We start from the raw sequence: 16,324 nt of genomic DNA on the forward strand, positions 1-16,324 counted from the left end.
TCTTTTTATGCTATAAGAAAATTATAAAAATATCGTGATTATTTTTTAATAATCCATACCACATGCATATGCCCTTTCAATCAGCGCACGGTCATTGACCACTGCATCATAGAAGCGAAATCCGCCAGAGAAATTATACGTTTCATAGCCGTTTCCTTCCAGAATACGGCTCGCAATATAACTGCGCAGACCACTCTGGCATATCAGATACACAGGCTTTCCTTTCTCAATTTCACTAATTCGTTCTCTCAGTTCATCTACAGGTATGTTTTTGAATCCATCAATATGCCCCCTGCTGAATTCACATACAGTTCTCACATCTATCAACACCACATCTTTATCTTTAGAAATCTTGTCCATATCTTCCAAATGCCATTGCTTTAATGTCCCTTTTGCAATATTGTCTATCATAAATCCAGCCATGTTTACCGGATCCTTGGCAGAAGAATAAGGTGGCGCATATGCCAGATCCAGATCTTTCAACTGGGTTGCATTCAGCCCCGCATGAATTGCTGTTGCCAGCACATCAATACGTTTATCAACTCCTTCATATCCGATAATCTGAGCGCCAAGCAAACGATAGCTCTCTTTTTCAAAAACCACCTTCATGGTCATCACTTTTCCACCAGGATAGTAACCGGCATGACTCATAGGAGAAAGAATTACTGTATCTACCTCTAATCCTGACTTTTTGGCATTGGTTTCATTGATACCTGTAGTGGCTGCTGTCATATCAAACACTTTTATAACGGAGCTTCCCTGACTGCCCAGGTAACGACTATCACCGCCACAAATATTATCAGCGATGATTCTGCCCTGTTTATTGGCTGGTCCTGCCAAAGAAATCAGCGCATCATTACCCGTAACATAATGTTTTACCTGAACTGCATCACCTGCAGCATAAATATCCGGTACAGAGGTTTCCATTCTGTCATTCACTACAATACTTTCCTTGATGCCAAGTTCCAGACCGGCTTCTTTTGCTAATACTGTGTCTGGTGTGACTCCGATTGCCAGAACTACCATATCAGCCTGAAGGGATGGATTATCTTTCAACAGAACCTCCACTCCGTCGTCTTTTTCTTTAAATCCTTCTACTGTATAGCCCAGTACCAGTTTTATCCCATGCTTTCTCATTTCATTATGGATCATGGATGCCATATCCGGGTCAAAAGGGTTCATCAGCTGCTTAGGCAGCTGGGCAATCGTAACATCCATGCCAAGCTCCCTCAAATTTTCCGCCAGTTCCAGACCAATAAAACCGCCACCTGCCAATACAGCCGATTTTGGATGATTCTTATTTATATATTCCTTTATCCGAAAAGTGTCTTCTACAGTACGAAGTGTAAAAAGTTTATCAATACCTACTCCGGGAAATCTCGGCTGTGTAGGCTTTGCACCTGGAGAGAGGATTAGCTTATCATAGTTTTCTTCAAATATTTCACCGTTTTCTAAATTCTTCACTGAAACAGTTTTACTTTCGGGATGTATTGAGATAACTTCATGATGAATTTTCATGTTAATACGGAAGCGTTTAAAAAAACTCTCTGGTGTCTGTAGTGTAAGTTCTTCCGGATCTGTAATCACGTCTCCAATATAATATGGAAGCCCACAATTCGCATAGGATATGTATCCGGATCTTTCATACACAGTAATTACTGCATGTTCATCCAGTCTGCGTATTCTTGCTGCGGCTGTAGCTCCTCCCGCTACACCTCCTACGATTATTACCTTCATCTTATTTTTCCACCTTTCCTGAGTAAGCTGCAATACCACCGATATTATTTACTTTAGAATATCCCATTCGTTGCAACATCCCAGTTGCCTGACGGCTCCGAGAACCGGAATAACAGTATACAAACAGAGGGATATCCTTATTCTTCGCTACAGAAACAATATTGTCTAGTTGCTGCAACGGCACATTTTTACTTTCTGGTATATGTCCTTCCTGATATTCCTGCGGAGTACGGACATCCAACAGAACTGCACCAGCAGTCCTTTTATATTCTTCTATGCCTTGATTAATATTCGACTGTTTAAAGAAATCAAAAAATCCCATTAGCACACCTCCCTAAAGCATTTCTAATATCGCTTTCTTAGGTCTCGCCCCTGAAACCTGCTGTACAATCTTCCCATTCTTCATAACCACTAAAGTCGGAATGCTCATAATATTGAACTTATTTGCCAGTTCAGGCTCTTCATCTACATTAATCTTTCCAACTTTAATATCCCTACGATCATCTGCAATCTCCTCTACAATAGGTACTACCATACGGCAAGGCGCACACCAAGATGCCCAAAAATCTAAAAGAACGGTTTTATCGGAATTCAGTACTTCGTTCTCAAAATTATTTTTATTGATATTAATAGCAGACATTTTACAGTCCTCCTTATCTTTTTCTTTTTGTAGCTTTATTATAGTCTTAATTTCATTTATTTTCCGTGATTACATCACCATACCACATTAAATTAACTTCTTGCCATACCATCTACACTTAATATAACACCTGTAATGTAACTAGTCTCATCTGAAGCAGGAAACACATACGCATTGGCAATATCTTCTGGCTGTCCAAGACGACGCAATGGAATTCTTTCAATCATAGGTTCGATAACTTCTTTTGGCACAGCTTAACTTTCATAAGACAGTAGAGAACCACTGTATGATCCGGGATGAATATCGGGAATACGTAAAAAGGAATAAACAATGAATGTAAAATAAGGGCAGATTCTTCTTTCTGCCCTTATCGTAGTCTTTCCGATATTCCTAATTCTGATTCTGAAAAGCACTGAGGGATGCCATGATACCCTGCATCGCAGATTCGTCGAAGCCTATTAAAGAATCTTCTTCTGTGATCTGCTCCTTCGGCTCTGCTTCCAGCGATAAGGAAGCTGTTTCCGGTTGCACCGCAGGTATCTTCCCGTCAGCCCCCTGCTCACGCATGATCTGTAACACAATGCTTTTGATTGTTTCATAATCATAGGACACTGCACCACCTGTCTGCGGTACTTCTCCCTTCTCTTCCAGTGTCCTGTAAGTAAGAACCGCTTTTACAATGTACTGTGCCTTTTCCCGTTCTAGGGAATTAAGGAACTCTGCAACCTGGATATGTTCGGGGTTATTCTTACGGAATCCTATCGTCATCACATACGGATTTTTCTTTTCTGCAGCCATGGCAATCACCTGCCACTCTTTTTCTGTACCTGGTACAAAATTTCATATCCTTTTGCATTTGCACAGATATCCTCTACAAAAACACATTTTCCGATCTTGTCCGTATTCTCTAAGTATTCCCTGAGTAATTTCGCTCCACCGCCGATGAACACAATGCATCCGGTTTTTAAGTCAATTCCTCTCTCCCTGAGTGCCCCTAGGAAATCATCGACATACTGCTTGGTCATCTGCTTTACCAGTCTGATTACGCTGTCGCTGTAATCACTGTTTTTGCCAAGAATAATCGTATCAATGTCCGTATCTTCTAGGAGCATATCGAAATCGGAGCTTACACGGGAGATAATCCGGTTATACAACGTAATGACACCTTTTTCCAGGGAATCGCATACTGACAGATCCGGTCTGCCCTCCCGAAGCAGCAAATAATCTAAAGTGAATCCACCGATGTCCACGGTTACCACACGGTTATATGCTGCGATCTGCGGATAGATTGTCATTGCTGCAGCATAGTCCTGGGGAAAAACGGCTGCTTTCGTAATCTGCACCAGGTATTCCCTTTTGTTAAAGGTAAACCGCTGTACACCCGGTCTTACAAAATACTGGCCAAACTTCTCAAAAAGAGCGCCATAATGCTTCGGAGGCAGTCCCACCGGAAGTTCTACCTGGTAAATGGTATCCTTCTGGGGCTGTGTGCGCCTCTCCAGTTCTTTACCGATGCCAAACAGGGTAAGAATGAAAAATCTATCGTCCAGGGTCTTGTCCCTCATATAAGGGATACGCTCTCCGGTAAGGGAATAGTATTTCCCATTGTACTGCAGGTACTCTCCGAGCACCGGTTTTAAGTCGCTCTCCACAAGACCGGAAGTAAATACTTCTTCAGCAGTTTTCATGTTGCGGTTGCCATGATCCAGGGGGATCGTAATTTTCTGATATGTCATAATATCATCACTCCTTTACGTATTCTATAATTATATATACGCATTGTGGAGGCTACATCTTACAACCTATTTAATTATTTTCCATATATCTTGCCTATTACTAATGAAAATGCCATTATATATATGCCATTTATTTTTATTACGCAATTTTCTGTCTGATGTTCAATGATTGAAATTTATGGAGAAATGAGTATATATGTTACAACCAACGTTACTAAATCAAATAAGCAATATCTACTATATAGCAGATAGCGTCTGACGGTCTGCGTATTCTGGCGGTGCATGGGACGGCAGAAGAATGTCAGAGCAGATCACGCCGCCCTTTTTGGTGTAGTCGCTATATTCGCCGTAATACTCGCTATACAATCGCTCCCCGGCACGGTAGGCGGCAGAAGCAATAGCGGACTGTCCTGCGCTTCGCTTAGTCTGCGTGATGCTCAGACGAAATAGTGCCATCGGCTTTCAACTCCTTTTCTCTGTTTGCTTGGCTGATGTGGGTAATCGCCATGTGACGGACGGCTCGCTGGACTTCGGACAGGGAAAAGATGTGTTCCATCAGCTCTGTCATTTCGGTGCGTGTGAGATCTTTGACCTCCGGGGCAAGGCTCTCAATCGTTCCGCCCAGATTGCAAAGGCGGTGGGTGTGCTTGGTGCGTTCACCTTTCTCCAGATACTTCTTTCTGTTCTCCAGAGGCTCCAGCTTGTGCTGTTCCTGTGCAAGCTGCGTCTCGGCTCGTTCCTTTTCGGCTCGAAGCTGTTCAAGGGTTTTCGGTTTTGTCATTGTAATTGACCTCTTTTTTTGATTTTGCGGATAAAAAAAGACCGTCAACTTTTCGCATAGTGCGACCAGTCAACGGTCTGATTTTCAGTATTAAATTGTATCACTTATGATAGAAATTTAGTTAATACCTGTTCATTTTTTACTCATATAATGCTGGCAATTCATCTTCCGATGCAGTTGTTACTTCGTAGTCGTAATTCCCCCAGAATGCTCCTATATCGGCTGAAGTAAAGAAATCTTGTTCCATGCCTGTTGTGATGACTCTTCCAGCTTTTACAGCGACCTCCGAATAGATAACCTCATAAGATGTACCATCAGAAAGATTAAATCGGAAACTGGTCACTGAGCCACCAGCAATAGGTTCAGTTGTTTTATCTTTCAGAGAAACACTTTCAAAAGTCTGATAAATTTCTTCAATATCTTCTGATTTGGTAATCACTTTTTTCTCCGCATCCGCAGGAATAATGAAGCGGAACATTTCCACATTTTCGATACTGGACAATTCAAAAGGAAAGTCGATATTTTTTTCTTCATTGCAAGCAGTTAGTGTGAAACAGAGCATAACTGCCATAACCAGTATAAACATTTTTTTCATGTAAATCACCCCCTTTCTTGCTCACCATTTGGCTGATAGATATTGATGCAATTTATAAACCTTGCTGGCGGCGAACAGCATTTCATGCTGTTTGCGGACGGCAAGTCCACAAGGGATAGCCGCATAAGCGACGCAAGGGAGTGTAGCTCCCTTGACGGAACGAAGTGACGAAACATTCTCGGTCGGGCAGTTTTCTTCTGTTGACCGGGAATGAAGCTCCGCAGGACGCACATACTCCCGATAGAGAGTATAGAAGTGCGCCCTTTAGTTCCTAAAGGGATTTGCTCCGGCTTAATTTCTCGACAAACTGCAATTAGTCATTTCAGTAAGTATTTTCCGAGTTCTATCTGAATCAAATATAGGACAAGGATATGTGCTGGATAAAAAACATAGAAGAAGTATTTTAGCTTCAGTTTACCACGCTTTCCGTTGTATAGCAGAATAAGCAAGCAGGCAAGAAGCGTACATAAAGGCGGTTGATTCCCCGTTGTCCCCATGTAAGCCAAAAGGAACAGCAACACTTGATAGATTCGGTGATTACGGCAAATATAAAATGCTGATATGAATAAGATCCCCTGCATACCGTAGTCACAATGGATTCCTTCCGCAATGCCGGAAAAAAGCACTACACTGAGAACTTGCAGGACTGCTGATTTTATTCTATCCACCGGTAGGTCTGATTTACACGAAAATCTTTCAAGGCATACCAATGTCAATAAGCCTAAAAACAAGGTGAAAAATACATTTTGATACTTCAAGTAAAACGGAAATGTATCTTCCATTCGTGAATACGCACTAAAGAAACCTATGTCAAATGGAACTTCCGAAATAAGGGCAAATGCAAGCATCAACCCAATATAGCGTTTTTTACTTCTTGTGTGTTGGAATCCTTCTGCCAGCAAAAAACAGAATAGCGGAAAAGCAATCGTCCCAATGCTTTGCAAATCAAACCGTATGAAATAATCTATCTCTCGGAATCTCTCCCACGACATTTGCCCGTTATCTGCCATAGCTCCCCAGTAGTTTGATAGCAGCCATTGCAGCACAATTTTACATAGATGGTCAATAAGCATTGTCAGTACAGCAATAACCTTTAGCGAATTTCCTGAGAGAAATTGAATGCGATTTATTTTCCTATCAAGGCTCATAAAGCAACCTCCTACCAACTTCCAATTCTACGATTTTTCGCATTCAAATTATACCATAAAACTCGTGAACAATTCTATCGCAACTTTGGAATATATGAGAAAAGTCCGAACAGTTTTCTGCCCGGACTTCCTCGCTCAATCATAAATCAATTCCGCTTTCACAATCTCCTCTGCCTGTGCCTTGCAAGCGTTCATCTGCCGCACCCATTCCATTTGGTTTTCGGCTTTCAGCCTTTCGGTCACGCCGTACTGCTTTGCCAGCTCTGGCACGATCAGTTCCATGCGGCTTCGTGCCGCTTCGTCAATCTCGGCGCAATGCTCAAAGAGCTTGTCGAATAGCGCCAGCTCATTGAACAGTATCGGACGGTGCATTTTCAGCTACGCCTTACCTGAAGTAAATAACCTACCCAATGATGAGACAATAGCTGCCATGAAAGAAGTAGACGAAATGCGTAAGCATCCTGAACAATATCCATCCTTCACTTCCGTTGATAGGATGTTTGACGTGCTCTTTAAAAGTGAAGATTCTGACGAAGTTCACTCCGCAGGATAATTTTAATAATACCCATAAAAAAAGAGCCTATCATGTGCCTAGTGCCTCTGATGCATCAGATCCTTTGGCTAACGTCCGAAACGTCCATGAAAATAGCTCTTTTTTCTAACTTTGAGTGCCACAGGGTTCCTGCATGGGTCCGTTACCCACCGCAACCAATTACCTGTTGTGCACGTGACAGGAATTACACTTGATATAAATATACCCTACTTTACTTACTGTGTAAATATACCGTAAGTATAATTCGCCTGTCACATTTCCTTTTTTCTGTACCATGGATTTGCTTTACGTGCATACAATTTCGCTCCGTACTTCGTATAATCCGCATCCACATTTTTCTATCAGATATTTCTCACCATTTTCATCCTGCCCACTTCCTTTCCAACACAAAAGGGATAGCGCAGATATCTAATGGACCTGCTCTATCCCTATCCTTCTAAAACCACTGGTTACTGCTGTAACTGTTCGATAACCCGTTCTCTCTCTTCTCCCTGAATTTTCAAAGCATTCAAGGATTGTTCCAGTGAAAATCCTGTGCTTTCCATAAGACTTTTCACATCTTCAGTTCTCTTTTTTAATGCATATTCCTTTGCATATTCCTGTACTGCTTCACACATGGAATCACGTCCTTCCTCTACTTCTTTGAAATGTTTTACGCCCTGTGACAGTTCCTTATAATGCATATTGTCGGGGTCTACCTGATGGAAATCGCTCATGAGCTGACCGATCTCGTCATCCCCCTTATAGTTCCCGTTTACATATACGATATGTGATCCGTCCTCGAAGATTTCCCCGGTCTCTCTTATATATCGGTCGATATGGTATACCGGTAACCCTTTTTTGAACTTGTCGTGCTTGTAAATAAAGATCACATAGGAATCCTTCAGTTTTTTGAACGGCTGGCCTTCCTTCAGCATTTTGGAATCCAGCACACTACTGTGGTATCTTGCCCTGCGGATATGGGCGCCTTCGGAATTTCCCTGCACCTCAATGTCCATTTCCTGTCCATTTTCATCCATTGCATATACATCCAGGGTAATGTTGCGTCCACCGACTTCGGCATTTCTGACCTCTTCCTGCCCGTTTACACGAATGACTGTGATCTTTCTTCCGAGAATGATCCTGAGGATCAGTTCGGTTGCTTCAATATTTTTATCAAACACCCGGCTCATCAGGTCATCATCAAACAGTGTCAGTCCATCAATCAGTCTGTTTACCTTTTCATAGTCCTGCATTACTTTACTGCTTTTGTTTTCTGCCATTATAAATCCTCTTTCTGACCTTATCTTATCATGCAAAAAAAAGCGATGCAATGAAATTTCTCTGAAATTATAAAAAACTGAATATTTTATGTGGGTTTCAGCGATATACAGGTCTGTTATGCGTAAGTTTTTCTGGACAAGAAAAAACCCCAGAAACATAACATTTCTGAGGCCCTCTAGGAGAGGCGCAGACCGGATTTGAACCGGTGGATACTGGTGTTGCAGACCATTGCCTTACCACTTGGCTACTGCGCCATATTTAATTAAATGACTCCAACGGGAATCGAACCCGTGTTACCGCCGTGAAAGGGCGATGTCTTAACCGCTTGACCATGGAGCCGCGTGTTATCGCCGCTTGGCGTATCTAATGTATCTGATAAAAAAACTCCCCGAGTAGGGCTCGAACCTACAACAACTCGGTTAACAGCCGAGTGCTCTACCATTGAGCTATCGAGGAAAATATCCTGCTTTATAAGCGATTTAAGAGAATGCAGCGCATTCTCAAAAAGTTACAAAGCTAAATGTGAAGAAATTATTTATTCCTTCAAAACCGAACACTGAAATCTAATCCTTATATCTTAACTTCCATCCTGCTTTCCTATCCAAAACCTTTGGTCAAGCCCTCGACCGATTAGTAAATGTCAGCTGAACACATTGCTGTGCTTACACCTCATTCCTATCTACCTCGTAGTCTTCAAGGGGTCTTACTCATTTCTGAGGGATATCTCATCTTGAGGGGGGCTTCACGCTTAGATGCCTTCAGCGTTTATCCCTGCCGGACTTGGCTACTCTGCCATGGCTCTGATAGCCAACAGATACACCAGTGGTCCGTCCATCCCGGTCCTCTCGTACTAAGGACAGCTCCTCTCAAATATCCTCCGCCTGCGCCGGATAGGGACCGAACTGTCTCACGACGTTCTGAACCCAGCTCGCGTACCGCTTTAATGGGCGAACAGCCCAACCCTTGGGACCTGCTACAGCCCCAGGATGCGATGAGCCGACATCGAGGTGCCAAACCACTCCGTCGATGTGAACTCTTGGGAGTGATAAGCCTGTTATCCCCAGGGTAGCTTTTATCCGTTGAGCGATGGCAATCCCACTTTATACCACCGGATCACTAAGTCCTACTTTCGTACCTGTTCCACCCGTCGGTGTCACAGTCAAGCTCCCTTCTGCCTTTGCACTCTTCGAATGGTTTCCAACCATTCTGAGGGAACCTTTGAGCGCCTCCGATACCCTTTCGGAGGCGACCGCCCCAGTCAAACTCCCCGCCAGACATTGTCCCCCACCCAGGTCATGGGTGCAGGTTAGAAATCCAATACTGCAAGGGTGGTATCCCAACAGCGACTCACATAAAACTGGCGTTCTATGCTCAACGTCTCCCACCTATCCTGTACATACAGTATCGAATCCCAGTATCAAGCTGGAGTAAAGCTCCATGGGGTCTTTCCGTCCTGGCGCAGGTAACCAGCATCTTCACTGGTACTTCAATTTCACCGGATGCATTGTCGAGACAGTGCTCAAATCATTACGCCTTTCGTGCGGGTCGGAACTTACCCGACAAGGAATTTCGCTACCTTAGGACCGTTATAGTTACGGCCGCCGTTTACTGGGGCTTAAATTCGAAGCTTCGTTGCCTGACTTCTCCTCTTAACCTTCCAGCACCGGGCAGGCGTCAGCCCATATACCTCACCTTTCGGTTTCGCATAGACCTGTGTTTTTGCTAAACAGTTGCTTGAGCCTATTCTCTGCGGCCCTGCTTTCACAGGGCACCCCTTCTCCCGAAGTTACGGGGTCATTTTGCCGAGTTCCTTAACAATGCTTCTTCCGTCGGCCTTAGGATTCTCTCCTCATCCACCTGTGTCGGTTTACGGTACGGGTATGTGTATCACAATAGCGGCTTTTCTTGGCACATGGCTCACACGCTTCCCTACTTTGGTTCGGTCCACATTACGTCTTCGGATTGTAAGGAAGATTTGCTGTCCTTACTCCTACCCCGCTTGTACCGGTTTCTTCTTTCCCGGCTCGTGCTCTCCACATGCGTCCCCACAGTTCTGGGTACACATAGTACAGGAATCTCCACCTGTTATCCATCGACTACGTCTTTCGACCTCGCCTTAGGCCCCGACTTACCCAGAGCAGATCAGCTTTACTCTGGAAACCTTGGATATTCGGCCGGAAGGATTCTCACCTTCCTCTCGCTACTCATTCCGGCATTCTCTCTTCTTAGCACTCCACTGCTCCTTATCGGTACAGCTTCGCTGCGCTAACAATGCTCCTCTACCACTCCTAAATGGAGTCCTAAGCTTCGGTGTCGTGTTTCAGCCCCGGACATTTTCGGCGCAGGACCTCTCGACTAGTGAGCTATTACGCACTCTTTGAATGTATGGCTGCTTCTGAGCCAACATCCTAGTTGTCTTCGAAATCCCACATCCTTTTCCACTTAACACGCACTTTGGGACCTTAGCTGTAGGTCTGGGCTCTTTCCCTTTTGACCACCCAACTTATCTCGTGCAGTCTGACTCCCGTGCATCACCTTTATGGCATTCGGAGTTTGATAATCTTCGGTAGACTTTGACGCCCCCTAGGATATTCAGTGCTCTACCTCCACAAGGTTAACACGAGGCTAGCCCTAAAGCTATTTCGAGGAGAACCAGCTATCTCCGGGTTCGATTGGAATTTCTCCCCTACCCACACCTCATCGCCACCCTTTTCAACGGATGTGCGTTCGGCCCTCCATTGCCTTTTACGGCAACTTCAGCCTGGACATGGGTAGATCACCCGGTTTCGGGTCTACGTACACTGACTTTACGCCCTGTTAAGACTTGGTATCCCTTCGGCTCCGCACCTTAAGTGCTTAACCTCGCCAGTAAACGTAACTCGCCGGACCGTTCTACAAAAAGTACGCGGTTGTACTCGTATGGTACTTCCACAGTTTGTAAACACAGGGTTTCAGGTTCTCTTTCACTCCCCTCCCGGGGTCCTTTTCACCTTTCCTTCACAGTACTCTGCTCTATCGGTCACTAAGGAGTATTTAGCCTTACGGGGTGGTCCCCGCTCATTCCCACAAGGTTTCTCGTGTCTCGTGGTACTCTGGATCCTGCTCTGCTTCCTTCCGTTTCGCCTACGGGGCTCTCACCCTCTCTGGCCGGTCTTTCCAGAACCGTTCCGCTACAGTCAGAAGTCATAAATGCAGTCCGAACCCCGGAGTGCACGCACTCCGGTTTGGGCTCTTTCCATTTCGCTCGCCGCTACTTTGAAAATCGAGTTTTCTTTCTCTTCCTCCGGCTACTTAGATGTTTCAGTTCACCAGGTTCCCTCCGTACACCTATGGATTCAGTGCACGGTGACTGAGGTATGCTCAGCCGGGTTTCCCCATTCAGAAATCTACGGATCAATGGATATGTGCTCCTCCCCGTAGCTTATCGCAGCTTATCACGTCTTTCATCGGCTCTTAGTGCCAAGGCATCCACCCTGCGCTCTTTTTAGCTTGACCTAATTGCTTATTTAAAAGCTTTTCACATCTAGCGTGATGTTACTTTAGGTTTTGTTTCGTTTTGCTTGTTTGATCTTACATCTCTGCAAGATCCCTCGGATGTCTTGTTATATCGTTTTGCAAACTTAGATATAACCTTGAATGCTTTGCATTCAAGTTGATTTTTGTTTCAATATTCGGTTTTCAAGGAACAAATCTGACTGAATTTTTATCAGTCATTAGAAACCAAAACTTTGTTTTAATCTCTAATCACTGGTAAAACCAGTATTTATTTAAACGCTTTTCAGCGATTTTTTTAAAGAGATCTGGCAGCCACCTGCTCTCCCATACCGTCTCCAGTATAGTACCATCGGCCGCTTGGGTCTTAACCATCGTGTTCGGGATGAGAACGGGTGTGTCCCCCAAGCGCATCGCCACCAGAAATGTTCTTATTTCGGATTTCTTCACCGGCGATGCGCTTTGCGCATAACCACCAGCTCATTATCCTTTTTCTTGACTTGCCCTTGGCAAATCAACAGTAATGCAACCCCTACTTCTTCCATTTCCTTAGAAAGGAGGTGATCCAGCCGCACCTTCCGATACGGCTACCTTGTTACGACTTCACCCCAGTTATCAGACCTGCCTTCGGCGGCTCCTTCCTTGCGGTTAGGTCACCGACTTCGGGCATTTCCGACTCCCATGGTGTGACGGGCGGTGTGTACAAGACCCGGGAACGTATTCACCGCAGCATTCTGATCTGCGATTACTAGCGATTCCAGCTTCATGTAGTCGAGTTGCAGACTACAATCCGAACTGAGACGTTATTTTTGAGATTCGCTCTGCCTCACGACTTCGCTTCTCTTTGTTTACGCCATTGTAGCACGTGTGTAGCCCTGGTCATAAGGGGCATGATGATTTGACGTCATCCCCACCTTCCTCCGGGTTATCCCCGGCAGTCTCTCTAGAGTGCCCATCTTACTGCTGGCTACTAAAGATAAGGGTTGCGCTCGTTGCGGGACTTAACCCAACATCTCACGACACGAGCTGACGACAACCATGCACCACCTGTCTCCTATGTACCGAAGTACTAACGGCATTGCCCGTTATTCATAGGGATGTCAAGACCAGGTAAGGTTCTTCGCGTTGCTTCGAATTAAACCACATGCTCCACCGCTTGTGCGGGTCCCCGTCAATTCCTTTGAGTTTCATTCTTGCGAACGTACTCCCCAGGTGGATTACTTATTGCGTTTGCTGCGGCACCGATGGGTCATACCCACCAACACCTAGTAATCATCGTTTACGGCGTGGACTACCAGGGTATCTAATCCTGTTTGCTCCCCACGCTTTCGAGCCTCAACGTCAGTTACAGTCCAGTAAGCCGCCTTCGCCACTGGTGTTCCTCCTAATATCTACGCATTTCACCGCTACACTAGGAATTCCACTTACCTCTCCTGCACTCTAGTCCTACAGTTTCCAAAGCAGTCCCGGGGTTAAGCCCCGGGCTTTCACTTCAGACTTGCAAAACCGTCTACGCTCCCTTTACACCCAGTAAATCCGGATAACGCTTGCCCCCTACGTATTACCGCGGCTGCTGGCACGTAGTTAGCCGGGGCTTCTTAGTCAGGTACCGTCATTTTCTTTCCTGCTGATAGAGCTTTACATACCGAAATACTTCTTCACTCACGCGGCGTTGCTGCATCAGGGTTTCCCCCATTGTGCAATATTCCCCACTGCTGCCTCCCGTAGGAGTTTGGGCCGTGTCTCAGTCCCAATGTGGCCGTTCACCCTCTCAGGCCGGCTACTGATCGTCGCCTTGGTGGGCCGTTACCTCACCAACCAGCTAATCAGACGCGGGTCCATCTTGTACCACCGGAGTTTTTCACACCGCTTCATGCGAAGCTGTGCGCTTATGCGGTATTAGCAGTCGTTTCCAACTGTTGTCCCCCAGTACAAGGCAGGTTACCCACGCGTTACTCACCCGTCCGCCACTAAATTTACAATCGCTAGGCTTCATGTAAATTCCGTTCGACTTGCATGTGTTAGGCACGCCGCCAGCGTTCATCCTGAGCCAGGATCAAACTCTCATGTTAAAATGGTGTTTGTGTCCTGCCAGTTTTATCTGGCATTGTTTACTGTTAATTCGGGTAGCTTCTCGATCTTTTTCATCGATCTGCTTGTTCTTGAATCTCGCAATTCATTTTTCTGAAAATCTTGGAATTTTCAGGGTTGCATTACTGTTTATTTGTCAAAGATCAGTGATTCTTCGTTGCTGTTGTTCTCAGCGGCAACTCTGATATCTTATCATGACCGCTTTCGTTTGTCAACAACTTTTTTAAAAACTTTTTTGCCTTGAAAAACTTTCGTTTTTCGCGGCAGGTTTTTATATTACCATATCTGCCAGACATCTGTCAACAACTTTTCCAAAATCTTTTTGAATTTCTTTTTCGTTGTTGTGTTGTCTCGGTACTGCCCTGACAACGAATCTGAGTATATCACCCCACATATCACTTGTCAACATTATTTTTTGAATTTTTTACACAAATTATCCCCTGCCATGCAAATTCCGCATGTACAGGGGATTTTTACCACTTTTCTATTCTATTTTACGAAGAAAGGAAGCTTTTGTCCGAGCTGTTCGATCAGGTATGCCAGGTAATTGTTTTCATACAGACATGTAAGGATCTTGCTGTCTCTGGTGTAATCTACGATGACCTGTCCCAGGCTTCCCAGGTCTCTGAAGATGTCAAATGCATATATTGTCCAAACAATTAGGACAGTTTCCAATATTCCAACCACAATACCTAGTAATTTGTCCAGGCTATGTACTATAGGTAGTTTTGAGATTACCTTTGCAGAGAAAAATACCACATTTAGTAAATGGTGTACCAGTCCGATGGCTGCCAGCAATAACAGAGTGATGATCACATTGAAAAACCTTCCGTCAAAGTAACTGCTCAGCGCATTTCCCAGCAGGAACAGTACAACACAGGTGATCAGCAGGGAGATCAAAGAGATCAGGGATCTCACCATTCCCTTTTTATAACCGTCCACCACCATGCATAGCAAGATCACTGCTGTAATAATAAGCAATAAATTCAGATTCATTCGTATACTCCTTTATTTTAACTGTATGGTATCTATTGTATTATCCGTCACCAGGTAATATTTGTAGGATCCTCCTGCCAGAAGCATAAGCCGCACGCTCTTGCCAAAGTTCCCCCGGTATTTTTCCACACCCTCTGTTGTGAAGATCTGACATTCCGACTCGTTGTAGATCACCATACCATCCTCTTCAAAAAATATATCTGTATAATCCACATCAAAATAATAGCTCCCCACTTTTACCGCCGAATCATTATATACATCCATGCGGTATTTGGTCTCCGCCTGATCCGATAAAAATACCAGTCCTACGTATTTCTCGCTGTAAAAAACTGACTGGATCTCATCATCATAGAGATATTCTCCGATGGTTACCGGCTTCTGGGATCCGCTAAAAATCATCAGACGGCTGTCACCTGCCGCGAAAGCGGTATCATTGTTCATAAACTGCACTTTCGGAACGACCAGATCGGAATAGGTATAAGCGCTGACCATATAGTCACTCTGGTTCGCACCTACCGGACCGAAATTATAGAATACCACGTTGGATTTCACCACTCCTGCATCTACATATAAGTAGCTGACCGCCAACAGCTCTCCACTCGGGGACAGACTGATGGAGATGGGATATCCTCCGTCATTCATATGTGCCTGTCCGGTGTAACTGTTGCTTCCGTCTGCTTCGTAAGTCATGATCCAGGTCGCATCTGTGTCCGCCAGTGTTGCCGTTACCCTGCCGGTGTCTGCTACCGTAATATTACGAATTGGCATGGTCGTGGTAATGGTTCCCAGCTGTTTCTCCGTATTCTGTACATAAATCTCACGACCATTGTAACTACCGATAGCTGCCACACTTCCGCAGGTAGCAAGCTTCACATCCTGGATAACATAAGTCTGATTCCATTTCACATTTCCCTTTGCATCCGTACAATGTGCACCATCCTTACTATAGGTAAGGATTCCATTTTTCAGGCGAACATCTATGGCATCTGACGAAGTCTCCCTGTTTACAGAGGACACGGTATCATAACCTGTGTAAATATGCCGCTTCGCCTGCTCCACCACCAGTGCCAGCGCCGCTCCCAGTGCCGCAGCTACCAAAAGCACCCGGTATACAATGGTCAGTTTATGTTTACGGATCTTTTTCTTATAGTCATCCTGATTCTTTTGCCGTTTTTCTTTTTCTTTCAGATAATTTTTAATATCTGCTGCCATGCATTTATTTCCTTATGTATTCTTATATCTAATGATCATCATGACCATTGTGTAACATTAACAGTATACCATAATCTTAC

The 16,324-nt window shown here is 44.6% G+C and carries 11 protein-coding genes, 3 tRNA genes, 3 rRNA genes and 3 pseudogenes; all 20 read right to left on the reverse strand.

Annotated elements, in window-relative coordinates:
- Positions 1 to 45: 45 nt before the first annotated feature.
- The 20 genes and pseudogenes from H9Q77_RS14870 to H9Q77_RS14965 all read right to left on the reverse strand — a co-directional run bounded on the left by H9Q77_RS14870 (position 46) and on the right by H9Q77_RS14965 (position 16,244).
- The gene (locus H9Q77_RS14870) at positions 46 to 1,737 is read right to left on the reverse strand and encodes an FAD-dependent oxidoreductase (RefSeq protein ID WP_118548174.1); all 1,692 of its coding nucleotides are present in this window, start codon (positions 1,735 to 1,737) and stop codon (positions 46 to 48) included.
- Position 1,738: 1 nt separating this feature from the next.
- Positions 1,739 to 2,059: a rhodanese-like domain-containing protein gene (locus H9Q77_RS14875; protein ID WP_021737561.1), complete on the reverse strand. Its 321-nt coding sequence runs from the start codon at positions 2,057 to 2,059 to the stop codon at positions 1,739 to 1,741.
- A gap of 12 nt (positions 2,060 to 2,071) precedes the next feature.
- On the reverse strand, positions 2,072 to 2,377 hold the full coding sequence (gene trxA / locus H9Q77_RS14880; protein ID WP_249326037.1) for a thioredoxin: 306 nt from the start codon (positions 2,375 to 2,377) through the stop codon (positions 2,072 to 2,074).
- A gap of 92 nt (positions 2,378 to 2,469) precedes the next feature.
- Positions 2,470 to 2,631 (reverse strand): annotated as a pseudogene (locus H9Q77_RS14885) (SDR family oxidoreductase); the annotation flags it as partial.
- A 136-nt stretch (positions 2,632 to 2,767) separates the two neighbouring features.
- A complete protein-coding gene (locus tag H9Q77_RS14890; RefSeq protein WP_118548178.1) occupies positions 2,768 to 3,175 on the reverse strand; it encodes a hypothetical protein in 408 nt (135 codons plus the stop codon).
- A 5-nt stretch (positions 3,176 to 3,180) separates the two neighbouring features.
- Complete coding sequence (locus H9Q77_RS14895) at positions 3,181 to 4,113, reverse strand: ParM/StbA family protein (RefSeq protein WP_118548180.1); 933 nt, start codon at positions 4,111 to 4,113, stop codon at positions 3,181 to 3,183.
- A gap of 249 nt (positions 4,114 to 4,362) precedes the next feature.
- Positions 4,363 to 4,569 (reverse strand): annotated as a pseudogene (locus tag H9Q77_RS14900) (MobA/MobL family protein); the annotation flags it as partial.
- Positions 4,535 to 4,894, reverse strand: a complete 360-nt coding sequence (locus H9Q77_RS14905) for a DUF3847 domain-containing protein (RefSeq protein WP_118548182.1) — start codon at positions 4,892 to 4,894, stop codon at positions 4,535 to 4,537. The gene H9Q77_RS14905 and the pseudogene H9Q77_RS14900, both read right to left, overlap by 35 nt.
- A 139-nt stretch (positions 4,895 to 5,033) precedes the next feature.
- A complete protein-coding gene (locus tag H9Q77_RS14910; protein WP_118548184.1) occupies positions 5,034 to 5,489 on the reverse strand; it encodes a hypothetical protein in 456 nt (151 codons plus the stop codon).
- A gap of 317 nt (positions 5,490 to 5,806) precedes the next feature.
- Complete coding sequence (locus H9Q77_RS14915; RefSeq protein ID WP_117492254.1) at positions 5,807 to 6,637, reverse strand: TraX family protein; 831 nt, start codon at positions 6,635 to 6,637, stop codon at positions 5,807 to 5,809.
- 135 nt (positions 6,638 to 6,772) lie between these two features.
- Positions 6,773 to 7,015: pseudogene (locus H9Q77_RS14920) on the reverse strand (TnpV protein); the annotation flags it as partial.
- Positions 7,016 to 7,639: 624 nt separating this feature from the next.
- The gene (locus H9Q77_RS14925) at positions 7,640 to 8,452 is read right to left on the reverse strand and encodes an Rpn family recombination-promoting nuclease/putative transposase (RefSeq protein ID WP_249326039.1); all 813 of its coding nucleotides are present in this window, start codon (positions 8,450 to 8,452) and stop codon (positions 7,640 to 7,642) included.
- Positions 8,453 to 8,635: 183 nt separating this feature from the next.
- Positions 8,636 to 8,707, reverse strand: a tRNA-Cys gene (locus tag H9Q77_RS14930).
- 13 nt (positions 8,708 to 8,720) lie between these two features.
- Positions 8,721 to 8,792, reverse strand: a tRNA-Glu gene (locus H9Q77_RS14935).
- Between the two features lie 45 nt (positions 8,793 to 8,837).
- A tRNA-Asn gene (locus tag H9Q77_RS14940) sits at positions 8,838 to 8,909 on the reverse strand.
- Positions 8,910 to 9,063: 154 nt separating this feature from the next.
- Positions 9,064 to 11,948 (reverse strand): 23S ribosomal RNA (locus H9Q77_RS14945).
- A gap of 303 nt (positions 11,949 to 12,251) precedes the next feature.
- A 5S ribosomal RNA gene (gene rrf, locus H9Q77_RS14950) occupies positions 12,252 to 12,369 on the reverse strand.
- A 129-nt stretch (positions 12,370 to 12,498) separates the two neighbouring features.
- A 16S ribosomal RNA gene (locus H9Q77_RS14955) occupies positions 12,499 to 14,017 on the reverse strand.
- Together the 16S, 23S and 5S rRNA genes with 3 tRNA genes alongside form the textbook arrangement of a ribosomal RNA operon.
- Positions 14,018 to 14,525: 508 nt before the next feature.
- Positions 14,526 to 15,032, reverse strand: coding sequence for a CvpA family protein (locus H9Q77_RS14960; protein WP_249326041.1), 507 nt, complete (start codon positions 15,030 to 15,032; stop codon positions 14,526 to 14,528).
- 12 nt (positions 15,033 to 15,044) lie between these two features.
- Positions 15,045 to 16,244, reverse strand: a complete 1,200-nt coding sequence (locus H9Q77_RS14965) for a DUF5711 family protein (protein ID WP_249326043.1) — start codon at positions 16,242 to 16,244, stop codon at positions 15,045 to 15,047.
- Positions 16,245 to 16,324: the final 80 nt, after the last annotated feature.

This window comes from Simiaoa sunii, assembly GCF_014337175.1.
GTDB classification, from domain to species: Bacteria; Bacillota; Clostridia; order Lachnospirales; family Lachnospiraceae; genus Acetatifactor; species Acetatifactor intestinalis.